19 protein-coding genes and 1 tRNA gene are annotated in these 23,603 nt (G+C 67.9%); 14 read left to right on the forward strand and 6 right to left on the reverse strand.

Annotated elements, in window-relative coordinates; all coding sequences use genetic code 11:
• Nucleotides 1-151 precede the first annotated feature (151 nt).
• Both ABTV68_RS04595 and ABTV68_RS04600 read left to right on the forward strand, forming a co-directional pair.
• Nucleotides 152-1,174 (forward strand): glycerophosphodiester phosphodiesterase family protein, encoded by a 1,023-nt coding sequence (locus tag ABTV68_RS04595; protein WP_433676442.1) that lies wholly within the window; start codon nt 152-154, stop codon nt 1,172-1,174.
• A 110-nt stretch (nt 1,175-1,284) separates the two neighbouring features.
• A complete protein-coding gene (locus ABTV68_RS04600) occupies nt 1,285-3,651 on the forward strand; it encodes an ATP-binding cassette domain-containing protein (RefSeq protein WP_433676443.1) in 2,367 nt (788 codons plus the stop codon).
• Nucleotides 3,652-3,672: 21 nt separating this feature from the next.
• On the opposite strand, the gene ABTV68_RS04605 is transcribed toward ABTV68_RS04600, so the two are convergent.
• Nucleotides 3,673-4,407, reverse strand: coding sequence for a hypothetical protein (locus tag ABTV68_RS04605; protein WP_433676444.1), 735 nt, complete (start codon nt 4,405-4,407; stop codon nt 3,673-3,675).
• Nucleotides 4,408-4,630: 223 nt separating this feature from the next.
• Here ABTV68_RS04605 and ABTV68_RS04610 point away from each other — a divergent pair, with 223 nt between their 5' ends.
• Nucleotides 4,631-5,497 carry an EamA family transporter gene (locus ABTV68_RS04610; RefSeq protein ID WP_433676445.1) on the forward strand — a complete coding sequence of 289 codons (867 nt, stop codon included), beginning with the start codon at nt 4,631-4,633 and terminating at the stop codon, nt 5,495-5,497.
• Nucleotides 5,498-5,656: 159 nt separating this feature from the next.
• Nucleotides 5,657-5,857: a hypothetical protein gene (locus ABTV68_RS04615; protein ID WP_433676446.1), complete on the forward strand. Its 201-nt coding sequence runs from the start codon at nt 5,657-5,659 to the stop codon at nt 5,855-5,857.
• 7 nt (nt 5,858-5,864) lie between these two features.
• On the opposite strand, the gene ABTV68_RS04620 is transcribed toward ABTV68_RS04615, so the two are convergent.
• From ABTV68_RS04620 to ABTV68_RS04635, 4 genes are all read right to left on the reverse strand, one after another.
• Nucleotides 5,865-6,818 (reverse strand): AraC family transcriptional regulator, encoded by a 954-nt coding sequence (locus ABTV68_RS04620; RefSeq protein ID WP_433676447.1) that lies wholly within the window; start codon nt 6,816-6,818, stop codon nt 5,865-5,867.
• Nucleotides 6,819-6,972: 154 nt separating this feature from the next.
• Nucleotides 6,973-7,045, reverse strand: a tRNA-Met gene (locus ABTV68_RS04625).
• Between the two features lie 137 nt (nt 7,046-7,182).
• Nucleotides 7,183-7,689: a hypothetical protein gene (locus tag ABTV68_RS04630; protein WP_433676448.1), complete on the reverse strand. Its 507-nt coding sequence runs from the start codon at nt 7,687-7,689 to the stop codon at nt 7,183-7,185.
• Nucleotides 7,689-9,902, reverse strand: a complete 2,214-nt coding sequence (locus ABTV68_RS04635) for a PspC domain-containing protein (protein ID WP_433676449.1) — start codon at nt 9,900-9,902, stop codon at nt 7,689-7,691. The genes ABTV68_RS04630 and ABTV68_RS04635 overlap by 1 nt, the downstream gene beginning before the upstream one ends.
• Nucleotides 9,903-10,018: 116 nt before the next feature.
• Between ABTV68_RS04635 and ABTV68_RS04640 the strand changes: the two genes are divergently transcribed.
• From ABTV68_RS04640 to ABTV68_RS04650, 3 genes are read left to right on the forward strand one after another with little or no spacing between them, the layout of a single operon-like run.
• Nucleotides 10,019-11,386, forward strand: a complete 1,368-nt coding sequence (locus ABTV68_RS04640; protein ID WP_433676450.1) for a PspC domain-containing protein — start codon at nt 10,019-10,021, stop codon at nt 11,384-11,386.
• A complete protein-coding gene (locus ABTV68_RS04645; protein WP_433676451.1) occupies nt 11,383-12,045 on the forward strand; it encodes a LuxR C-terminal-related transcriptional regulator in 663 nt (220 codons plus the stop codon). Before ABTV68_RS04640 ends, ABTV68_RS04645 begins: the two co-directional genes overlap by 4 nt.
• A gap of 59 nt (nt 12,046-12,104) precedes the next feature.
• A complete protein-coding gene (locus tag ABTV68_RS04650) occupies nt 12,105-13,028 on the forward strand; it encodes a hypothetical protein (RefSeq protein WP_433676452.1) in 924 nt (307 codons plus the stop codon).
• Here the strand turns inward: ABTV68_RS04650 and ABTV68_RS04655 are convergent, their stop codons facing one another.
• Nucleotides 13,029-14,258: an MFS transporter gene (locus ABTV68_RS04655; protein WP_433676453.1), complete on the reverse strand. Its 1,230-nt coding sequence runs from the start codon at nt 14,256-14,258 to the stop codon at nt 13,029-13,031.
• An 89-nt stretch (nt 14,259-14,347) separates the two neighbouring features.
• Here ABTV68_RS04655 and ABTV68_RS04660 point away from each other — a divergent pair, with 89 nt between their 5' ends.
• The 7 genes from ABTV68_RS04660 (at nt 14,348) to ABTV68_RS04690 (ending at nt 23,601) form a co-directional block, all read left to right on the forward strand.
• Nucleotides 14,348-16,762 (forward strand): ATP-dependent helicase, encoded by a 2,415-nt coding sequence (locus ABTV68_RS04660; RefSeq protein ID WP_433676454.1) that lies wholly within the window; start codon nt 14,348-14,350, stop codon nt 16,760-16,762.
• Between the two features lie 421 nt (nt 16,763-17,183).
• Nucleotides 17,184-18,275 carry an SseB family protein gene (locus ABTV68_RS04665; protein ID WP_433676455.1) on the forward strand — a complete coding sequence of 364 codons (1,092 nt, stop codon included), beginning with the start codon at nt 17,184-17,186 and terminating at the stop codon, nt 18,273-18,275.
• A gap of 83 nt (nt 18,276-18,358) precedes the next feature.
• Nucleotides 18,359-18,694 carry a transposase gene (locus ABTV68_RS04670; protein WP_433674139.1) on the forward strand — a complete coding sequence of 112 codons (336 nt, stop codon included), beginning with the start codon at nt 18,359-18,361 and terminating at the stop codon, nt 18,692-18,694.
• A gap of 8 nt (nt 18,695-18,702) precedes the next feature.
• Nucleotides 18,703-19,548, forward strand: coding sequence for an IS3 family transposase (locus tag ABTV68_RS04675; protein WP_433674138.1), 846 nt, complete (start codon nt 18,703-18,705; stop codon nt 19,546-19,548).
• Nucleotides 19,549-19,663: 115 nt separating this feature from the next.
• Nucleotides 19,664-20,686 (forward strand): non-homologous end-joining DNA ligase, encoded by a 1,023-nt coding sequence (ligD, locus tag ABTV68_RS04680; protein ID WP_433676456.1) that lies wholly within the window; start codon nt 19,664-19,666, stop codon nt 20,684-20,686.
• A gap of 62 nt (nt 20,687-20,748) precedes the next feature.
• A complete protein-coding gene (locus ABTV68_RS04685) occupies nt 20,749-22,353 on the forward strand; it encodes an amino acid permease (protein ID WP_433676457.1) in 1,605 nt (534 codons plus the stop codon).
• Nucleotides 22,354-22,389: 36 nt separating this feature from the next.
• Nucleotides 22,390-23,601 (forward strand): saccharopine dehydrogenase family protein, encoded by a 1,212-nt coding sequence (locus ABTV68_RS04690; RefSeq protein WP_433676458.1) that lies wholly within the window; start codon nt 22,390-22,392, stop codon nt 23,599-23,601.
• The last annotated feature ends 2 nt before the right edge of the window (nt 23,602-23,603 follow it).

Consider the following 23,603-nt stretch of genomic DNA (forward strand, 5'->3'; position numbering starts at 1 on the left):
TCTCTATTCTACGGGCGGGATGTGAGAGGTTTCGCGGATTCTCAGGGGGCGAACAGCATTCCGCTCGTGTGAGCGTGCTTTTCACGCGCGGCCAGACGCGCGCATGACGATGGGTCGGTGCCCGTCCAGACGCGCCGACTACGATGGGCCGGTGCCTCGTCGTCGCCCTCTCGTCATCGGCCACCGTGGAGCGCCCGGGTACCGCCCCGAGCACTCTCCCTCCGCCTACGATCTCGCCCTCGCGATGGGTGCGGATGCCGTCGAGCCGGACGTCGTGGTCTCCCGGGACGGGGTGCTGATCGTCCGGCACGAGAACGAGATCTCGGGAACGACCGATGTGTCGGACCATCCGGAGTTCGCCGATCGCCGCAGAACCAAGCGCGTGGACGGCACGGAGCAGACCGGATGGTTCACCGAGGACTTCACGTGGGAGGAGCTCTCCACCCTGCGGGTGCGCGAGCGGATCCCCGCACTTCGCACCACCAGCGCCACCTATGACGATCGGCAGCCGATGCTGCGCCTGCGCGATGTGCTGGACCTCGTGCGTCACGCGTCCCTGGAACAGGGGCGTGAGATCGGTGTGGTGGTGGAGATCAAGCACGCCACCTACTTCGCCGGGATCGGGCTCGACCACGTGCCCCTGCTGCTGGCAGAACTGGACGCGTGCGGCTGGGGAAGCGGAGAGCATCCGCTGGTGATCGAATCCTTCGAGCAGTCGGTGATCACCCGGCTGCAGCAGGAGGGGCTTCCGGCGACCTACGTGTACCTCCTGGAAGCGGCAGGGACCGCGTATGACCTGCGCGCCTCCCGCGCCGCAGGGGTTCCGTCCTATGCCGATCAGCTCAGTCCGCGCGGCCTGGATGTGCTCGCGGCCCAGGTGGACGGGATCAGCCTCGACAAGAAGAGCATCCTGCGTCCCGATCGCCTCGGCCGCTCGCGGGGGCCGGCCCCCGTCGTCGAGGATGCGCACCAGCGCGGCCTTCAGGTGTTCACCTGGACGGCACGACCGGAGAACGCGTTCCTGCTGAAGCAGTTCCGCACCGGTGCGAAGGCCGAGTTCGGCGACTACGAGGGGGAGTGGGCGATTCTCCGCGACGCTCAGGTGGACGGCGTGTTCGTCGATCATCCGGATCTCGGCGTGGACTTCTTCCGCGCGCCGGTCGTCCGGGACTGAGCCCGGACTTCTTCGTTCCTGCCCGCTTCCCACTTTCGGATGCGCAATGTCGGTGGCATGCGCGATGCTGTTATCCGCCGCATCCGTCGATCCGCACACTGGGGAGCATCATGACCGACGCACACATCGCCGACACCCACGACCTCATCCGTGTGGTGGGAGCACGAGAGAACAATCTCCGGGACGTCAGCGTCGACCTTCCAAAGCGTCGCCTGACCGTGTTCACGGGCGTCTCCGGGTCCGGCAAGAGCTCGCTCGTGTTCGCGACGATCGCGGCGGAGTCGCAGCGCATGATCAACGAGACGTACTCCACGTTCGTGCAGAACTTCATGCCGTCGCTCGCCCGTCCCGATGTCGACGTGCTGGAGGGACTCACCACCGCGATCATCGTGGACCAGGAGCGCATGGGGGCCAACTCCCGCTCCACGGTGGGCACCGCCACCGACGTGAACGCGATGCTACGGATTCTGTTCTCCCGCGTCGGTGTGCCGCACATCGGCTCCCCGCAGGCATTCTCCTTCAACGTGGCGTCCGCGTCCGGTGCCGGAGCGCTCACGGTCGAGAAGGGCGGGCGCACCGTCAAGGAGCGCGCCGAGTTCTCCATTCTGGGCGGTCAGTGCCCGCGGTGTGAGGGCATGGGCACGGTGAACGACATCGACCTGACCGAGGTCTATGACGAGAACCTGTCGCTGCTGGAGGGCGCCATCAAGGTGCCCGGCTACACGCCCGACGGCTGGGCGACGCGCGTGTACGCGGAGTCCGGCTTCTTCGACGGCAGCACGAAGATCCGCGACTTCACGAAGCGGCAGCTCGATGACTTCCTCTACAAGTCACCTGTCAAGGTGAAGATCGACAAGATGAACCTCACCTACGAGGGACTCATCCCGCGCATCCAGAAGTCGATGCTGTCGAAGGATCGCGACGCGATGCAGCCGCACATCCGTGCGTTCGTCGATCGTGCGGTCACCTTCATCGTGTGTCCCGAGTGCGATGGCACCCGCCTCAGCGCGCCGGCGCGCTCGTCGAAGGTGGCGGGTATCTCGATCGCGGATGCCTGCGCCATGCAGATCAGCGACCTCGCGAAGTGGGTGCGCTCGCTGGACGAGCCGTCGGTCGCACCGCTTCTCATCGGACTCCAGGAGACCTTGGACAGCTTCGTCGACATCGGGCTCGGTTACCTGTCTCTGGATCGGCCGGCCGGCACGCTCTCGGGCGGCGAAGCGCAGCGCACCAAGATGATCCGTCACCTCGGCTCCTCGCTCACGGATGTGACCTACGTGTTCGACGAGCCCACGACGGGCCTGCACCCGCACGACATCGAGCGCATGAACCGCCTGTTGCTTGCCCTCCGCGACAAGGGGAACACGGTTCTGGTGGTGGAGCACAAGCCGGAGACCATCGCGATCGCGGACCACGTGGTCGACCTCGGCCCGGGTGCCGGCTCCGCGGGCGGCCAGATCACCTATGAGGGCACGGTGGCCGGACTCCGTGCCAGCGACACGCTCACCGGTCGCCACCTGGATCTGCGGGTAGGCGTGAAGTCGACGGTGCGCGAACCCCGCGGCGCCATCGAGGTGCGCGGCGCGAACCTCCACAACCTCCAAAACGTCGACGTGGACATCCCGCTCGGAGTGCTGGTCGTGTTCACCGGCGTCGCAGGCTCAGGTAAGAGCTCGCTCGTGCACGGATCGCTTCCGAAGGATGCGTCAGTGGTGTCGATCGATCAGGCGCCCATCCGGGGTTCGCGGCGCAGCAACCCCGCCACCTACACCGGCCTCCTGGAGCACATCCGCAGGGCCTTCGCGAAGGCGAACGGCGTCAAGCCGGCCCTCTTCTCCGCCAACTCCGAAGGTGCCTGCCCCAACTGCAACGGAGCCGGCGTCATCTACACGGATCTCGGTGTGATGGCCACGATGGAGACCACCTGTGAGGTGTGTGAGGGCAAGCGGTTCGACCACCAGGTGCTGCAGTACCACTTCGGCGGCAAGGACATCAGCGAAGTGCTGTCACTGCCGGTTGCGGAGGCGTTGACCTTCTTCGCGGATGGCGACGCCAAGCTCCCCGCGGCACACAAGATCCTCGCCCGCCTCGCCGACGTGGGTCTGGGCTACATCAGTCTCGGTCAGTCGCTCACCACCCTGTCCGGTGGCGAGCGCCAGCGGCTGAAGCTCGCCTCGCAGATGGGGGAGGGCGGCGACGTGTACATCCTCGACGAGCCCACCACCGGGCTCCACCTGGCGGACGTGGAGAACCTGCTGGCGCTGCTGGATCGTCTGGTGGACTCCGGGAAGTCCGTGATCGTGGTGGAGCACCATCAGGCAGTCATGGCGCACGCGGATTGGATCATCGACCTCGGCCCCGGTGCGGGAATCGACGGCGGTCGGGTGGTGTTCGAGGGGACTCCCGCTCAGCTCATCGCAGACGGCTCGACGCTCACCGGTCAGCACCTCGGCCAGTACGTCAACGCCGAGCGCTGACGTACTGGCCGAGGCGGTCGATCAGAGGTCGCTGAAGTCGTTACCCACGCTGAGCCTGGTCACCACGCCGCCCACGACGGAGAAGCTGAGGTAGCGCACGCCCTCCTCGCCGGGGTTCGCCAGTGACGAGGTGCCGGGCACCTTCTCGACGTTCAGGCGGTAACCGGTGACATCGTCGTATGTGCCGTAAGGGGTCATCTCTGCGCCGGCGGCCTCCACCTCGGCTACGGTCGAACCCACGCTCAGCCCGCCGGAGGTGAGTGCGATCCCACCCTCGTCTGCAGCGAGGAATGTCACGGACGCGGAGGCGGGAGTGCCGTCGATCCAGTTGAGCGTGAGCCCGGGCCACTGGTACAGGTCGATCGGATAGCGATCGTCAGGGCGCGTTGCTGCGACCTCGCCGAACAGATCGAACAGAGCCTGGCGCACACCGGCAGGATCGGTCGTGATGTTGAGCACCTGTTCGTCGCCGTTGGAGTCTGTGATGACAAGCTCATCCAGACCGAGATCCAGGCTGACGGGCGTTGCGGCCGACTGCTCCGGCGTCGGGGTCGGAGACGATGCCGACGTCGAGCTGGCGGACGGTGTTGGCGCGCTGACCGAACTGCTGGGCGGCGCTGAGGTGCCTCCCGCCGTGGGCTCGGGCGCGCATCCCGCCAGTGCGAGCGTGCCGGCGAGCACGCCGACTCCAAGGAGGACAGTGAAGCGTCGGGCGCCCGCGAGGGTGCGCCGTGTGCTGCGAGATGGTGCCGTCATGCGGCGAGCGTACTGCCGCAGACGTGACACCGCACAGCGACGTGCGAGCCTCGTTATGACATTGACATCGCCTACACTGAAACCGACAGCGCCTAGGGTTCCGGAACCACGTTCGACAGGTCCGAGCGGCGCCACGTCCGACACAGTCGGGCGTCATCTGACAGGACAAAAGCCCGGAGGACCGGTGCTCGTCGATCCATGAATCGACGGGCGAAAGGTTCTCATGTCGCTTCTCGCTCTCGTCCTCGTTCTCGCCGCCGCGTGCGCTCACGCCGCCTGGAACGTGATCGCTCACGGTGCCAGCCGTGCCGGACTCCCGTTCCTGTGGCTCGGTGCGCTGGCGAGTGGCGTCGTCTGGCTGCCCATCGTGCCGCTCACCGGCGGCATCGGCACCGACGACTGGTCGGGCTTCCTTCTCGGGATCACGGTGTCCGCCGTGCTCCACGTGGTCTACATGCTGGTGCTCCAGCGAGGTTACGCGGCGGGGAATCTCTCCACCGTGTACGCCACCGCACGCGGGTCCGGGCCGCTGGTCACGGTGATCGTGGCGGTGCTGGCGCTCGGAGAGCGCCCGTCACCGATCGCGCTCGTCGGGGTGATCGCGGTGATCACCGGCGTCGTCTGGATCGGGCTGCTGGATCGAGGGCGTCGGCCGTCCGAGCGGCGGGGGATGGACCCCGCCATCGTCTTCGGACTGCTCACCGGTCTCGCCATCGCGGCGTACACGCTGTGGGACAGCCAGTCGCTGCGGGTCTGGCACATCTCGCCGGTGGCGTTCATGGTGGGCTGCACACTGATCGAGGTGGTGCTGTTCGGGGCGATTCTGGGGCGGCGCTGGCGCGAGGTCGTCCCGCTCGCCAGACTCCAATGGCGGCGCCTCCTCGCCTTCGGGGTGCTGTCGCCCCTCAGCTACATCCTCGTGCTGGCCGCGACGACGATCGCGCCGGTGTCACTGGTTGCCCCGACGCGGGAAGTGAGCGTTGTTCTAGTGAGTCTCTTCGGCGCTTTCGTGCTTCGGGAGGGGCGCCCGGGGTTGCGGATCGGAGCCTCGATCGTGGTGATGGCGGGCATCGCACTTCTCGCCCTCTGAGCCGGGTAGGCCGGCCGTCCAAGCCGGACCTGGGCGGTGCGGCTGACACATGCTGCGCCACAGACCGGCCTGAATTGCGGCATCATGGGTGGTGCACAGTCGTTTGGTTGTGGCGTCGGCCACGATCCGAGGCGGCGGATGAGGAGCATCATGGGTCCGGTGAGCGACACCTACCGCAAGGACCTCGCAATGCTCCAGACGCGCATCCCGGCCGAGGCGCATGCCCAGCTGGTGACGCTCGCCGAGGACATCCAGGACGCTCGCGAGCGCGGTGCGTCGGACTCCGCCGAGCTGGATCGGCGTATCGCCGTCTATCTCAGTGTGCGTGAAGACGCCCTGGCACGAGTGCTCGGCAGCTGAGCACGGATCACACCCGCCCGCGGCGGCGATACTCCGCCGGCGTCATGCCGTACTCGTCGCGGAAGCCGCGATAGCCGGTGTCAGAGGATCCGAACCCCACACGACGGGCGATCGCCTCGAAGGGTTCGTCGGTGAGGAGCAGCTCACGACCAGCCGCGGTGACGCGCCAGCGGCGGATGCACTGCGAGATCGACAGCGGCTCGGACTCGAACAATCGATGCAGCCGACGCACACTCACCCCGAGCGCGGCGGCGATCACCGACACATGGAGGTTCGGGTCGGCGTAGTTGTGCTCGATGAAATCGTGTACGCGGGCGCGTACCGCATCGTCCGGGCTGTCCGGTTCGCCATCGGGCTGACCGGCAAGCAACGCCCGGGTCAGGTCGAGCAGAGCGTGGGCGGTGAGGTCCGCCTCCACCGTGTTGTCGTCCGGGGCCGACGAGGAGAGCGAGCGCAGCATGCTCTCGAAGGCGGGGCCGATCGCCGTGTCCGCCAGCGGGCGCAGCGCGAGGGCGTCGAGACGTTCTCGAGGTGTGCGGAGCTTGCGGGTGGGGACGAGCACACTCAGCAATCGGGACGAACCGTCGCTGCTCATCACGAACGAGCGTCGCGCGGGGAGAAGAGCCCACTGTCCGGCGAGGATCTCCGACTCCTCTGCGCCGTCCTGCACGGTGACGCCGCCGTGCACGACGAAGATGAGCCGGGCCACGTCCGTCATCGCCGCCGCGGCACTGACCGAGCGCTCGAAGCGGAACGCGGAGCACCGCAGATCTTCGAACGCGGATTCGCCGAGCGGCACCGACACCAGTCGGCCGCGGAAGCCGTCGTGGTCGATGCTCGCGAGCTCGCCGTCTGCGGCCAGCGAGTCCATCCCGCGCCGCCCCGTCAGCGTGTAAACGGTGCGCGACCCGCGCGCCGCGGCGAGGGTGATACCGAAGACAGGCACCACGCCCGAGGTCATGATCGACCCGCCACCGGGGAAAAGCACATGCGCGCCACCATACCTGCATCATGCATGTTCACCGGGCGGGTTGACATGTCCTGCGGTGCGGGTTCGCCCATACTGCGGTGGTCGGGTGCCGGAACTGCGGTGACACTGGTCGCTCGAGCTCTCGACGCGACGGCGGGAGTCGAACCCGCTGCACAACCGGGTATGAGCCGGTGCCCGGAACCACCCGGACCGCCGCGATGTCCCCACGCTAGCTCGCGGTGAGCGCTGAGGAGCGTGAGTGACGAAGGATCACCGACCGTGACGGCACGTGACGGGACCCACGAGGGGAAGTGGGGCGGATGCGGGCCCTGAACCGCATCCGCCCGTGGCCGCGTCAGAAGGGCGACCGTTGCGCGGCGGATCGCCGCTGGAGGTGTCGGGCGAGCGCGACGAGTGCACACAGCAGCGCGATCGCTCCGACGATGAGCACCATCCCCGCCCCCACGGCGAGGGGAGTGATGCGCAACCAGATGTCCGCCAGGAAGTCGGCGGACAGGACGGTGGTCGACCAGAAGCCGACACCGGCGAGGGCGAGGAAGACCAGGCCCCAGATGATCCCGCCCCACCGCGTGCGCGGTGCCTCAGCGACGGCGGGGACGACCGGCTCTCGCGAATCAACGGGTGGAGAGACCGGCGGGACGAACGGTGTGGAGACCGTCGACGAGATCACGCCTTCCGTTGAAGCCGAGGTCGGTGTCGCGGCTTGCGATGGAGCCAACTCGCCCTGCGGCTGTGAACCTGGCGCGTTCTCAACCTGCGGCGCTGCCGCGGCGTTGCCGGCTCTGGCCGCGTCACCGGGCTCCTCTTCGGGGGCTTCGGTGGTGGGATTGTCGGTGGTCATCATCGCTTCCTCTCCGGCATGAGTCCGGCGTTGATCCAGACATCATCCTGCTGGGTGATGGTCACATCGGTCATCACGGAACCACGCGCATGTGAGGTGGGTTCGCCAGTGATCAGCGGCGACTCGGCCAGTGTGTCGAGGGTGAACGTCCAGGTGTACGTTCCGTCGTCGTTGGTCAGGGGCGTCGGTGGGGTGAGGCGCGGCACCTCTGCGACATAGCCGCCGTTCTCGTCGGCCTCGTACCCGCCGATGTCAAGCGACGCAGCCGTGATGGTGAAGGTCACGATCATCCCGGCTTCCAGGTCTATCTGCGTGTCGCCCTCGCCTCCCTTTTCGAGGGTGATCGACCCGCCCCGCGTCGGAGCGATCAGCGACGGCTGCGCAGCGCTCGCAGACGGCTCGGGTGTCGAAGACGGTGCCGGCGCGGTGGTCGCAGTGGGTGTGGGCTCGGGATTCACGAGGGCGTACTGCTCATCGTTGGCCAACCATGGAGTCAGCCAGATGTTGGTGAATCCGAAGGACTGCAGGTAGCTCTGATCCGAGGGATCGGGTCCGCCGATCATCGCGTTGCCGAGCGGCAGCAGGACCTGCCCATCCACCCGTGCCACCTCTGATCCACTCCACGGCCGTCCCACCGAGAGCGCGGGCACGAGCGTTCCGCCGGCGATCACCAGGCTGGTGATCGTCAGGAAGGTGATGAAACCGCTGCGTCGCCGCGCGATGCCCGCCACGATCATCGCGATGGCACCCACCGCGGTTGCCGCCAGGAACGCGAGCGTCGCGGCCATCATCGTGCCCCGGGGAGCGGCCACGAGCGCCACAGCGGCACCGGCCACGGCCATGACACCGAGGGTGAGCGCGACGTACCAGAGCGCGGTGCGCGGTCGGGATGCGCGGCGTCGCGCACGCGCCTCCTGGTACTCGCGGTTGGCCTGTGCGGCCGCGGCCGCGGACTCGGCTCGGGCCTGCTCGCGCGCGATCCGTTCCGCGTCGCGCTGCTGCTGACGCCACGCGTCGTGCTCGGTGCGCCACTGGTCTTGCTGCTGACGCCAGGTGTCATATGGCTCGGTCGCCACCGGCGCTGCGCCGGGCGCCGATGTGTGCTGAGAACCGTGGGCGCCCGGGGCGGACGACGTGCCGGACACGGGTGCCGTCGCGGCGGCGGCCTCATGCCATGCGGGCGGGGTGGGATCGAGAACTGGTGCGCCAGGCTCTCCGGCCGGCTCAACATCATCGGTCGCCGCATCACCGGTCGCAGTGGAGGAGTGGTCGTCAACGACATGTTCACCAGCGGTGGCCGTCTGCTCGCCAGTCTCCGTGCTCGGTGAGATCTCGTCGTCGGAGGCGGCATCGACTGCGGTGTCATCCCGAACCGGTGCCACAGGAATCGAGGCGCCGGCGGGTGCGGAGACCGTGCCATTCGAATCAGAGACGAGTGTTGCAGCGGTGGGCGCCGGGGTGTCCAGGCGGGGCACGGGCCACGCACCATCCATGTGCGTTGCATCTGGCGTTGCGGCCGCGTATGGGGTCGGGTGGGGCGCCGTTCCGGCGTACGGAACCGCGCCACCGGCGGGTGCGGCACCGAAGCCCCGCGGGTCGTATCCCGCCGCACCAGGGCCAGTCGGTCCATAGGGGTCGAACGTGGGCGCACCCTCATGTCCGCGTCGTCGCGGCCGGCGGGCGATGGCCACGATCGCGACGATCACGAGGCCGATCAACGCCAGCACGAGGAGACCACGCCACAGTACGCTCAGCGCTCCGCCGATGTCGTAGATCCCGCCCAACGACCCACCCGACCACAGCAGCAGGTTGCCGAGCCAGGGGGTGACCGGCACGAAGCTGAGCAGGACGATCACCAGCGCGGCGATCATCGGAGGCTCGAGGCGGCCGTGGAACAGATTCTCCAGGTGGATGACACCGTCGCGGTCGGGGAGGACCGCCCACAGGATCGCGTAGGCCAGCACCATGGGCAGACCGAGAACGGCTGCCACGACGAAGATCCCTCGCACGATCAGCGGGTCGATGCCCAGCCGTGCCGCAATCCCGCCGCACACGCCACCGACCCAGGCGTCTCCGCGGACCAGACCCAGCGTCCGAAGCCAGCCGAAGAAGCCGCCGCCTGCGCCGCGCGGTGCGGAACCGTCGCCACTCGCGCCGGGAGCACCCGGGTACGGGGGAGGCGGTGTCGGTGACGAAGCAGGATTGTCGGTCATGCTCTCCACTGTGCCGCCGTCCGCGGCGCACGCGCCATGGGGGATGCCCCTGACGCGTCCCTGATTCGCCCGGTCCGAGCCCGCCAGAACATCTCGCCTTGTGATGTGATGGGCACATGACCGCTGTTCCCTCGGGGCCGGTGCGCCCGGGGAACGCGGCGCGCCCGCCCGCACCCCTGCCGCCGCAGCGCGCCATGCCCACCTCCACCGCGCCTGCCTCCACCCAGCCCGCCTCCGCCGTGCCGGCGGGCGTCGCACCCGCTCGCGCGGCCGCACGCCCGCCGCTGCGTCGCAGCAGGCGGCAGCAGCTCGCGGGCGTCGCCGACGGCCTCGCCGCGCACCTCGGCTGGAACGTCGGCACGGTGCGCATCCTCTTCGTGCTGCTTTCCTTCGTGAGCGGCGCGGGACTCCTCCTCTACGGGTGGCTGTGGGCGCTCGTCCCCCTCGCCGACACCGCGCGCACCGCCACCGGTGAGGTCGCGCAAGACAATCGCGTGACGCGCAGCATGCCCGCAGCGTGGGCGCTCGTCGGCACCGGTGGCATCCTCGCTGCGCTCGCGGCCTGGATGGTCGGCACCACCGGTCCGTATCAGAGCGAATGGTTCTGGTGCTCGATCCTTGCGATGACCGTCACTGTCGGTGGTGCCCTCTGGGCCGGCTTCCTGGACGCCAACGATCCCGACCGTGGGGCGCGCCACGTGACCCTCGTGCGCGGGACCGCGGCTCTCGTCCTGGTGGCCGTTCTGATCACCGACGGCTGGGTGACCATCGGGCAGCGCAGCGTCTCGGCCCTCGTGTGCTCGATGCTCGCCGTGATCGCGCTCGGCGTCATCTATGCGCCGATTCTGGTGACGCGTCTGCGCGAGGCGTCGAACGAGCGGATCACGCGCATCCGCGAGGAGCAGCGCAGCGAGATGGCCGCGCACCTCCACGATTCCGTGCTGCAGACTCTGGCCCTCATACAGAACCGCGCGGGTGCCTCCAGCGAGGCAGCACGACTGGCTCGCGCGCAGGAACGGGAGCTGCGCAGCTGGCTGTATGACGGCGACGAGCCCGCGGACAGCGATCTGCCCACCGACCTGCGCGATTACGCCGCCGCGCTGGAGCTCGACTACCCGGTGCGCATCGACGTGGTTGCGGCCGGCACCAGCACGGAACGTGCGAGCGGCGATCTGGCCGCGGCCGCCCGAGAGGCGATGCTGAACGCCGCTCGCCATGCCGGCGGCGAGGTCTCGGTGTACATCGAGGGCCGGGGGGATGCGGTCGAGGTCTACGTTCGCGATCGCGGACCCGGTTTCTCCCTCGACGGCGTTCCCGCGGACCGGCTCGGCGTGCGGCAGTCCATCATCGGTCGTATGCGGCGCGCCGGCGGATCGGCGCAGGTGCTCCCCGGCGCGGGAGGTGCCGGAACCCAGATCCGTTTGGCGCTGCGGCGCGACAATTCGCATGCCTCGAACGGCATGTCCGAGGGGAGGACCCCATGACCGACGTTCTGCGCGTGGTGATCGTGGATGACCACTCGATCTTCCGCTCGGGCCTGCGGGCCGATCTGGACTCGGGCGTCGAGGTCGTCGGCGAGGCCGGAGACGTCCCCGGCGCCGTCGCGGTGATCGCCGCCACCCGTCCCGATGTGGTGCTGCTGGACGTGCACCTCCCCGGAGCCGTCGGCGATATCACCGGCGGGGAAGCCGTGCTGCAGCAGGCGCTGCCGCTGTCGCCGGAGACGCGATACCTGGCGCTCAGCGTCTCGGACGCTGCGGAGGACGTCGTGCGCGTCATCCGTGCCGGCGCCCGCGGCTACATCACCAAGGGATCGAGCGGCGGTGATGTGAGCGCCGGTGCCCGTGCGGTCGCCTCGGGAGATGCGGTCTTCTCGCCGCGTCTGGCCGGGTTCGTGCTCGACGCCTTCGGCGCGATGAGCGGAGAGACGGCACGCGCGGACGATGAACTCGATCGACTCTCCGGCCGCGAGCAGGAGGTCATGCGACTGATCGCCCGCGGGTACGCCTACAAGGAAGTGGCCGCCGAGCTGTTCATCTCCATCAAGACCGTGGAGACCCACGTGTCCGCCGTGCTGCGCAAGCTGCAGTTGTCCTCGCGCCATGAGCTCACGGCCTGGGCGAGCGCCCGACGGCTGCTCTGACAGCGCCGGCGACCCGGCTCACAGCGAGCGCTGAGAAGGATCCGGAGTAGCATCTCGACATGACAACGGCGAGAACACGAGGCATCCGAGCTCTCGTGATCGTCGCCGGACTCGCTCTGGGATGCGGTGTGGTGGCCGCACTTCTCGACGGAATCGTCACGGTCCACAGTGGCGCGATGCTCGATCCCGCGCGGGCGGAACGCGACGCATCGATGGCGTGGGCAGCGCGCATCCTGTTGATACCCACCGCGGCGTGGCTCATCATCGGCATCCTCGCTACACGCACGGCGCTCGTGCGTCGACCAGGTGCCGCGGCGGCCCGCTCCACGTGGCTGGCGGCAACGCGCCCCTGGCGCGCGCGGGAGTCCCTGCTGGGCCTGCTCCCGTTCGATCGCGCCCTCATGCTGATCGTCCCCGGTGGTCTGCTGATCGCCACCCGTGCCGTCCAGGCCGCCTTCCTCCCCGCGTCGCCGGCGCTTATCCTGTCGCTGTCGTGGATCCTGTTCGCGGCGGTTGCCGCCGTGCTCGTCCTTCCACGTTCACCGTGGGCGGTCATCGCCGCCATCGGAGGCGTCGTGGTGTTCCAGTGCGCTGCGGATCTTCTCGTGATGTCGGTGGCGGGCCCCGGTGCGGCGTGGGTCGCGGCGTGGGCATCGTTCCCGCTGCGCGTCCTCGTGTTCACCGTGAGCTTCGGGCTCATCGGCTGGATGCTGGTGGCGGTGGGAGGCGCCGCCGCCCAGCAGTACGGCGCGCGCCGCGCCACCGGTGTGGTGCTGGCCGCAGCCGGCGCCGCCATCGTGTTCTTCGCCGTGCTCACGCTCGCACTGGGGCCGGAGCGGTTCGGATCGCCCTGGGCCGACAGCATCGTCGAGCTGCGTGCACCGGCCCTGCTGGTGTGGGTTCCCACGATCCTCGGGATCGCGCTGCTCGCAACGGGGCTCGTGCTGCGTCGCGCCCCCTCCCGCGCCGAAGTCGTCGGCTGATCAGGCGGCCGGGGTGGCTGCCGCGTCGCCGTGGATGCGGCCCATGCGCCAGACGCTCGGCACGCAGAGTGTCAGAATCGCGATCACCGCGTAGATGATTCCGGAGATGGTGATCACTGTGGCCGGGTCCCCGGCGGTCAGGAGCCATCCGAACAGCATGGTGCCGAGCGGCATCGCGAGATAGCTGCCCAGCATGTCGTAGCTGGAGACGCGGGAGAGCACATCCCCCGGGACGTTCTCCATCATTGCCACATTCCATCCGGTGTTGAAGATCTCAAGTCCCGCTCCCGCGATGAAGGCGGCGATCATCAGCGGAACCACGGCCGGATGGGTGCCGAGCAGGAGCATCGGAAGGGCCACGGCGACCATGCCGATCATGCCGAGACGCAGCGGTCGAGACAGCGGCAGCCACATCAGCACCAGGGTGGTCACGAGGGTGCCGACGCCGAGGGCTCCCAGCACCCACCCCCAGCCCTGCACGCCCAGCAGCGGATTGTTCTTCGCGATGAACGGACCACCCACCGACCAGGCCCCGATCTCCAGCGCATTCAGGAGGCCGAACGCCACGACGATGACCCAGAGCCACGTGCGGCTGCGGAACTCGCTCCATCCGACGCGCAGATCGGTGAACAGATTCGTGTTCGAGCGCGCGGGCGGAGGCAGCCGCACCATCGCGAGCAGCGGGATGGCCACCACCAGACCGATGCCCTCGATGACGAAAGCCCACGCGGGGCTGGACAGCGCCACCACGAGCCCCGCGATCACCGGCCCGCCGATGGTGACCAGCGATCGCACGAACGACAGCATCGCGTTCGCCTGCTGCAGCGCCTCGTGCGGGACGAGCTGCGGGATGATGCCCTGCATCGAGGGCATCACGAACGCGCTGGTGGCACCGGCAACGACCGCCGTGACCGCGAGGGAGGCAACGGTGGCCGTGCCGGTGAACAGCATGGTGGCCGTGACGCCGACGGTGAGGACGTTCACCACGTAGCAGGTCTGGATCACGAGCGCGCGCGGCAGCCGATCGGCCACCACACCGCCCAGGAGGAGGAACACCACGGTGCTGGCCGTGAGGCAGGTCATCACGATGGACAGCGCGAGCGGCGCGTTGTCCACGGACAGCACGGCGAAGGCGAACGCCACCGAAGACATCGCCGCCGTGATCATCTGCAGGGCGCGCGCCAGGAAGAACCAGCGGAACGCCGGAGCGCGCATCGCGGTCAAGGACATCGCACCAGGGTAGCGGCGGCATCGGACATCCATCGGGCGACGGCGGACGCGGATCCGATGTCCGAGCCCCCGCCTAGACTTGTCAGGCCATGACCGAACAGCAGCCCGTTGTCCTCGGCCGGGATTCCGGCCACGCAGATCCGCTCCTTGATGGGCTGAACCCGCCGCAGCGCGCTGCCGTGGAGTACCGCGGACCCGCTCTCCTGATCATCGCCGGAGCCGGCTCCGGAAAGACGCGCGTGCTCACCCACCGCGTCGCACACCTGCTGCGCTCGCGCGATGCGTATCCCAGCCAGATCCTCGCGATCACCTTCACCAACAAGGCGGCCGCCGAGATGCGCGAGCGCGTCGCGAGCATCCTCGGCGACACGGCGCGCGGCATGTGGATCTCCACCTTCCACTCGGCGTGCGTTCGGATCCTGCGGCGGGAGGCGTCGCAGTTCGGCTTCACCTCGTCGTTCACCATCTACGATTCCGGCGATTCCCGCGCGCTCATCAAGCGGCTCGTAAAAGAACACGAGGCGGACGCGTTCGGTCACACGCCCTCCTCGGTGCAGTCGCGCATCTCCAAGCTCAAGAACGAGCTGCAGGACGCCGAGTCCTACGCCCGTGATGCCAATATGAACGACCCGGCCGAGCGGGTGTTCGTCGAGGTGTTCACCGACTACCAGCGCTCGCTGCAGAAGGCCAACGCGTTCGACTTCGACGATCTCATCGGACAGACCGTCTACCTGTTCCGGGCATTCCCGCACATCGCCGACCAGTACCGTCGCCGCTTCCGGCACATCCTGGTCGACGAGTACCAGGACACCAACCACGCGCAGTACTCCCTGATCCGCGAGCTCACCAAGCCGATCGGTGCGCCCGAGCCGTTCTCCTCGGGCGGGATGATGATCTTCGAGGCACCCGGAGACTCCGCCGATACCGCGCCGTCCTCACTCACCGTCGTGGGTGACTCCGACCAGTCGATCTACGCGTTCCGTGGTGCCGACATCCGCAACATCACGGAGTTCGAGCGCGACTACCCGGGAGCGAAGGTGGTGCTGCTGGAGCAGAACTACCGCTCCACCCAGACCATCCTGTCGGCGGCCAACGCCGTCATCAGCAACAACTTCGACCGTCGCGACAAGAAGCTGTGGACCGACGTCGGCGCGGGGGAGCAGATCCTCGGCTTCACCGGCTATTCGCAGCACGACGAGGCGCAGTTCGTGGCTGATGAGATCGATCGACTGCGTCGTGATGGCATGCCCTACGGCGAGATGGCGGTGTTCTACCGGACCAACTCGCAGTCGCGTGCGCTGGAGGAGATCTTCATCCGCTCCGCCGTGCCGTACAAGATCATGGGCGGCACCAAGTTCTACGAGCGTGCCGAGATCAAGGACGCGCTGGCGTATCTCATCGCCGTCGCGAACCCGGCGGACGAGATGGCTCTGCGCCGCATTCTGAACCGACCCCGTCGAGGGATCGGTGATGTCACCGAGACGGCCATCGCGCGGTTCGCCGCCGAGCACAACATCACCTTCCGGGATGCGCTCGCCAATGCGACACAGTTGGGCGTCGGGCCGAAGATCCAGTCCGCCATCGCGCACCTCGACGCCGTGCTGCTGGAGGCATCGGAGATCCTGATGCCCGCGGACGGCGAAGTGCCGCCGCCCACGTCGGTTGCGGAGGGGCTCACGCTGCTGCTGGAGAAGTCGGGCTACTTCGACATGCTGCGCCTCAGCAAGGACCCGCAGGACGAGGCGCGACTGGAGAACCTCGACGAGTTCGTCGCGGTCGCTCGGGAGTTCGCACGCAACAACCCCGACGGGGCGATCAGCGACTTCCTCGCCGATGTGGCTCTGGTCTCCGACGCGGACGACCTCGACGACGAGTCGGGTGTCGTCTCGCTGATGACCCTGCACACGGCGAAGGGGCTGGAGTACGACGCGGTGTTCCTCACGGGCGTGGAGGAAGACCTCATCCCGCACCGCATCTCCGCGGGCGAGCCGGGCGGGCCGCAGGAGGAGCGTCGACTGTTCTACGTCGGCATCACGCGAGCTCGGAAGCGGCTGTTCATCACTCTGGCGATGACCCGCGCGCAGTTCGGCGAGGTGACGGTGGCGATGCCGAGTCGCTTCCTGCAGGAGATTCCTGCGGAGCTGCTGCACTGGCGCCAGTCGCCGGGTGACGTCAACTCCCGCGGCGGCACGCAGTCGCGTGCGCTGAACGCGCGGCGCAGTTCGGGTGGATTCGGTCCGAAGCCGCTCGGACGCAGCGAAAGCGCGGGCTTCGGCCCGAAGTCCACCAACTTCGACAAGTTCGCCAACCGCGTCACCGCTCGGGTGCGCGACAACGGTGAACTCGAGCTCGCCCCGGGGGACCGCATCCGTCACGATGACTTCGGCGAGGGGCGCGTGGACGCGGTGACCGGTGAGGGCGCCAAGCGCATCGCGCACGTTCGGTTCGACACCGCCGGAGCCAAGAAGCTGCTCATCAAGATCGCCCCGATCGAGAAGCTCTGATACGAACCAAGTGTGCATCGTGCATACTTAATCTTCCCGATGATCAGGGATAAATCATCCGACGCGAGTTATCCTCGAACGGGGGAAGGCTTCGGGGGATGGACAGCAACACAGCAGTGCACACATCGGGGGATTCGTGCGCTCCGCTGTCGTACCCGTTCAACCGATCCTCTTCCTCGGTCGCTCCCGACCCGGCCCTCGGTATCGTCCGCATGAGCGGGCGAAGTGCGGGAGCGGTGTTGCGGTGGCGGACCTTCGCGATCGTGCGGGCAGGGGTGCCTCGCCATCGATCGCCGAGTCGCGTCCGACCGTAGCCGAGGCCCCCGGTGCCCCTCATGAGCGCCGGGGGTCTTGCCCCGATACCGTCGCCCGATGACGAGCGCGGAAGCCGACCCGGTGATGTGCCGGTTAGGCTGGGCGCATGGCTCTCTTCTCGCGCCGAAAGAACACTCCGTCCACGCCCGACGCATCGGTCGCGCCCGAGGAATCGGCGGCGACCGTCGAGGCGGAGGAGCAAGCCGCGCAGACTCCGGCGGAGCCTGTTCCGCACGTCAACATCAGCGTCTCGTCCTTCGGGGGTCTCGGCGCGGGTGCGCCGCAGCCCAAACCGGCCGCACAGCCGGCTCAGCCCGCGGCGGTTCCGGTTGTCGCTCCCGGACACAATGCCGATGGCACGGTGGCGCTGCCGTTCGCGGCGGACGAGCCGCCGACGGACCTGGAGACGGTGCCGGGTCTTCGAGACAATGCCGTGCTGCGCGACGCTCTTGCGCGCCTCGGCGAGGGACCCACGGGCGCCGAGCTTCTCGGTGTGTTCCGCCAGGCGCTGCAGGGTCACCTTTTCCTGCGCGTGAAGGGCGACGCCCGCCAGCAGGTCGAAGCCGGCGAGGATCTCCAGCTGGGCGTGATCCGCAACGGCGACGAGAACTACATGCTCGCCTTCAGCTCGGGTCGTGCGCTGCAGCAGGCCGTCGAGGCGGACGGCGACACCGGCACCAGCGCCATCGGCCAGCCCGCCGCGCTCGTGCTGCGCCACGTGCTCGCGAACGAGTTCGCCGGGCTCGTGATCGACAACTTCTCCGGAACCGCGCGCGCCGTCGTGCCGCGCGATCTCATCGAGCGCGTGATGGGGGAGTGCGACCCGACGTTCTCGGTCAAGTCCCTCATCGCCGGCGAGCGCACGGAGGAGACTTCCGCAGCTGTCGTCGAGGCGCTGCGCGAGGGTCGCGTCTGGGTGGCCGTCGGCCGCGCCGGCGACAACGAGGACGGCACTCCCCGCTTCGGGGTGGCCGAGGCGCACACCTCCGACGGCCGACGCCTGCTCCAACTGTTCACGCACCCGCTCGAGGTGGTGGCGCTCGGACGTGGTGAGCAGGCCGCGCCCTTCGCCGCCGATGCGCTGGTCAAGGCTCTGGCCGACAACTCCGGCGTGTCCGGCGTGATCCTGGACCCCGCGGGCCCCAACCTGCGTCTGACGCGCGAGCAGCTCGCGCCGCTGCTGACCCCCGCGTCCTGACGTCCCGAAACACCCAAGCAAGTCCGAGAAACCTCGCATCTGCGGTGACCCGCGGATGGTGGAGGCTGTGTCTCAGGTGATTTATGGAAGAGCAGGGGAAGCGTCCTGAGCGACGCAAGGGTCAGCAGTGGCATCCGGATCAGCGTGCGGAGGCGGTGCGGATCTATCGGGAGTCGAGGGGGCGCACGATTCGTGCGGTCGCGGATGATCTCGGGGTTCCGTTTCAGACGCTGTATCGGTGGGTGCGGACGGCTCGTGATATCGAGCTGGATCCGTCGGGGACGTTGACGGATGCTGCGCGCAAGCGTGTGCGGAAGTTGGAGGAGGAGAACGCTCGACTGCGCAAGGAACTCGACTTCGAGAAAAAAGCGCGCGCCTTCGTTCAGGAGATCTCTCGCCGGCGGAATGGTTCGCGGTGATCGATCGAATGAAGGCTGATTTCTCCATCCAGTACCTGTGCCGCAAGTTCGGTGTCTCCGAGTCGGGGTACCACGCCTGGAAGACGCGACCGCTGTCGGCGACAGCGCAGTGGCGGGCGGTGTTGCACGCGAAAGTGCTCGGCCTGTTCGTGCGGTCCTTGTATACCGTTGGGCACCGCAAGATCGCCGCTGACCTGAGGATAGATCACGGCTTGCCCGTGAACCCGAAGAGCGTCCTGAAGGCGATGAAGGCGATGAAGCTGATGCCCCGAGCCACCGAGGCGGCGTTCGAGCGGGCCGCGGCCCGGGCCCGGGCGAGCGCCGACCCGGAGGACCTCGTCGACCGTCACTTCTCCGACGTGCTGGAGCCGGGAATGGTGCTCGTCGGCGACATCACCTACGTCCGTACCGATGAAGGATGGCTCTATGTCGCCACTGTCATCGATCTGGCCTCACGTTCGGTGATCGGGTGGGCATCGGGTGCCAGACAGACCGCGGAGCTGGTCGTGACAGCGTTGCGACGAGCGTTGCGCAGCGGGCACGTCAAGGAGAACGCGATCTTCCACTCCGATCACGGCACCCAATACCGGTCGAAGCGATTCGCAGGGTTCTGCCGCAAGCACAGCATCCGAAGGTCGATGGGCAAGAACTTCCAGTGCTGGGATAACGCTGTCGCCGAGTCGTTCTTCTCCAAGCTGAAGCAGGAACGACTCCGCTGGCAGCGCTTCACCACCCGGGCGCAGGCCACGAACGCCGTCGCGGACTACATCCAGTACTTCAACACCGCGCGACGACACCAGAGCCTGGACTACGCCACCCCAGCCGAAAAGCTGACAGAACTCATCGCCGCGTAACCGGCAGAAAGGAAACGAGACACCAACTCCACGAAACGCGGGTCACGCTAAACGCACGGTTTCTCGTCCTTGCTTGGGTGTTTCGCGGGGAGAGGGTGACGCGTAGGGTGCGGGTATGGCCTCCGAGCGCATCACGCTGACCGTTCCCGGACCCGAGGGTGATCGGGAGGTGTCGCTGTCGAGCCCGAATCGGGAGGTGTTCCCCGCGGTCGGAATCACGAAGCACGAGCTCGCCGAGTACGTCATCGCGGTGTCGGGGCCGTTCCTCGCCGCAAACGGGGACCGGCCGGTGTCGCTGGAGCGATTCCCCGGGGCGATCGACGGGGAGAGCTTCTTCTCCAAGAACCCGCCGAAGGGCACCCCCGACTTCGTAGGTGCTGTCTCCGTCCGCTACAACTCGGGGCGGGTGCACCCGCAGCTCGTGCTCACCGAGGCCGCGGCGATCGTCTGGGCGGTCCAGATGAACACCGTGGTCTTCCACCCCTGGGCCTCGCTCGCGGGCAACACCGACAACCCCGTCGAGCTGCGCATCGATCTGGACCCGCAGCCCGGCACCGCCTTCGCCGACGCGGTTCATGCCGCTCACGGCATGCGTTCCGTGCTGAGCGAAGCGGGGCTCGAGTCCTGGATCAAGACCAGCGGAAACCGCGGGATCCACCTGTTCTGTCCGATCGAGCCCACGCACGAGTTCCTCGATGTCCGTCACGCGGTGATCGCGGCGGGACGCGAGCTCGAGCGGCGGATGCCCGACCGCGTCACGACCGCCTGGTGGAAGGAAGAGCGCGGCGAGCGCATCTTCATCGACTTCAACCAGGCCAATCGCGACCGCACGATGGCCGGTGCGTACAGCCCCCGCGCGCTGCCGACCGCCACCGTGTCGACGCCGATCACCTGGGACGAGCTGGATGAGGTCGACCCGACCGCGTTCACGGTGCGCACCGTTCCCGCGCGCATCGCGGAGATCGGCGACCCCTGGGCGCGATTCCACGAGAAGCCGGGCCGGATCGACACGCTCCTGGAGTGGTGGCAGCGCGACCTGGACGCGGGCCTCGGTGAGATGCCCTTCCCTCCCGAGTTCCCGAAGATGCCGGATGAGCCGCCGCGCGTGCAGCCGTCGCGCGCTCGAAAGCAGGACTGATCGCCGCACCCGGGGCGGGCGAACCATTGACGCGGCTGCGCGCGAACCGCTACCGTCGCGCCATGACGTCGCAACCCGATGCGACCGGCGGCAGCGCCGGTCCCGCGCGCTCAGAGAATGGCGCGGTTCCCGGTCCACCCACCGGCAAGGGCCTTGCCGTCGCGAAACTCGGGCTGTGGGGATCCACCGTCATCGGTCTCGCCTCGACGGCACCGGTGTACTCGCTGGTCGCGACGCTCGGGTTCGTGGTGGCGGCGGTCGGCGCGCAGGCACCTATCGCCTTCATCATCGCGTTCGTGCCAATGCTGTTCATCGCCTTCGCCTATCGCGAGCTGAACAACCGCGTACCGGACTGCGGCACCACCTTCACCTGGGCGACGAAGGCGTTCGGCCCGATCCTCGGGTGGATGGGCGGCTGGGGTGTCGCGATCGCGGGCATCATCGTGCTGGCGAACCTCTCACAGGTGGCGGGGATCTACTTCTGGCTGCTCATCGGCGACGGCTCGCTCGCGGACAACACGGTCGTGGTGACCCTCACCGGAGTCGTCTTCATCGCGGCCATGACCTATGTCAGCTACCGCGGTGTGGAGCTCGGCGAGCGGATCCAGAACATCCTGCTCATCGTCCAGTACGTCGCTCTCGCGCTGTTCGTGATCGCGGCGGTCTGGAAGATCTCCACGGGACAGGCCGAGAGCGGGGCCACGCCGGAGCTGAGCTGGTTCAATCCGTTCGGGTTCGAGTCGTACTCGGGCTTCATCGAAGCCGTGCTGCTGTGCCTGTTCATCTACTGGGGATGGGACACCTGCCTGGCCCTCAACGAGGAGACGAAGGACCCCAAGCGTATTCCCGGCCGTGCCGCGGTGCTCACCTGCATCGTCCTGGTCGGCACCTATGTCGCCGTGACCGTTGCAGCCATGGCCTATGCGGGCCTGGGGGAGAGCGGTGTGGGCCTGGGCAACCCCGACAATCAGGACGACATCTTCCTGGTGCTGCGTGATCCGCTGCTCGGCCCGCTCGGTTTCGTGCTGGTGATCGCGGTCCTGGTCTCGGCGGTGTCGTCGACGCAGACCACGATCCTGCCGACCGCACGCGGCACCCTGGCGATGGCGGTCTACAAGGCGCTGCCGAGTCGTTTCGAGAACGTGCACCCGAAGTTCCGGACGCCCTCGTTCTCCACGCTCATGATGGGCATCGCGGCCACGGTTTACTACGTGGGCATGACGCTGATCAGCGACAACATCCTGCAGGATTCGATCCTGTCGCTGGGCCTCGCCATTGCGTTCTACTACGCGATCACGGGCTTCGCCTGCGTCTGGTTCTTCCGCCGCGAGCTGTCCCGCTCCGCGCGCGATCTCTGGTTCAAGGGGATCTTCCCGCTGCTTGGCGCCCTGATGCTCACTTACGCGTTCGTGCAGTCGCTGATCGACATGTGGGACGTGGACTACGGCTACACGACGCTGTTCGGCGTCGGCGGCGCGTTCGTGATCGGTCTGGGTTCCCTGTTGCTGGGCGTACTGCTGATGCTGGTGTGGTCGCGCTTCAGCGAGTCTCGACCCTTCTTCCGCGGCGAGTCGCTGAACGAGGACACCGAGGTTCTCGTTCCGGAGGACGAGTACGGGCTGGAGCGTTCGGTTGACGGCGGTCTCACTTCGGGCGGGGCCTGGTAGGACGAAACGCACGACAGCGTGCGGGAGGGACGACACATGCGAATTTTGATTCTGGGGTCGGGTGGTGTCGGCTCTGCTGCCGCGCGCATCGCGAAACGACGGGACTTCTACGAGGCGATCGTCCTCGCCGACTACGACCCGGCACGACCCGCACAGCTGGTGGCCGAGCTGGGCGATGATCGCTTCAGCGCGGCACGGGTGGACGCCTCGGACGAGGGATCGGTGGCGGATCTCATCCGGGAGCACGACATCACGCACGTGCTGAATGCGGTGGACCCGCGATTCGTCATGCCGATCTTCCGCGGCGCGTTCGCCGCCGGAGCGACCTACCTCGATATGGCGATGAGCCTGTCGCACCCGCACCCGGAGCAGCCGTTCAGCCTGCCCGGCGTGAAGCTGGGCGATGAGCAGTTCGCCCTCGCCGACGACTGGGAGGCCGCGGGGCGGCTCGCGTTGGTGGGCATCGGCGTGGAGCCGGGGCTCGCGGATGTCTTCGCACGCTACGCGGAGGATGAGCTGTTTCAGAGCATCGACGAGATCGGTGTGCGTGACGGTGCCAATCTCACCGTCGACGGGTACGACTTCGCTCCCTCGTTCTCCATCTGGACCACCATCGAGGAGTGCCTCAACCCGCCCGTGGTCTATGAGGACGGTCGCTGGTACACCACTGAGCCCTTCAGCGAGCCGGAGGTGTTCGACTTCCCGGAGGGCATCGGGCCGGTGGAGTGCGTCAATGTGGAGCACGAGGAGGTCCTTCTCATGCCGCGCTGGACCAAGGCGCGCAAGGTCACGTTCAAGTACGGACTGGGGTCGGAGTTCATCGAGGTGCTGCGCACGCTGCACAAGCTGGGCCTGGACAAGACGGAGAAGGTGACGGTGCGGGGCGGGCAGGTGTCGCCGCGCGATGTGGTCGCCGCGAGCCTTCCGGATCCCGCCACCCTGGGCGATCGGATGCACGGCAAGACCTGCGCCGGCATCCATGTCACGGGGATCGGTCGCGACGGCCAGCCCCGGTCGACCTACCTGTATCACGTGGTGGACAACGCCGATTCGATGGCGCGCGACGGCTCCCAGGCCGTGGTGTGGCAGACGGCGGTCAACCCGATCGTCGCGCTGGAGCTGCTCGCGACGGGAGTATGGAGCGGCACCGGCGTGCTCGGGCCCGAGGCGTTCCCGGCCACCCCGTTCCTGGAGCTGCTGGCCGACCCCGCCGCCTACGACTCGCCATGGGGCATCGTGGAGATGTGACG

Origin of the sequence: Microbacterium gorillae, from assembly GCF_050990725.1 — a bacterium.
In the GTDB taxonomy this organism is placed as follows: Bacteria; Actinomycetota; Actinomycetes; order Actinomycetales; family Microbacteriaceae; genus Microbacterium; species Microbacterium gorillae_A.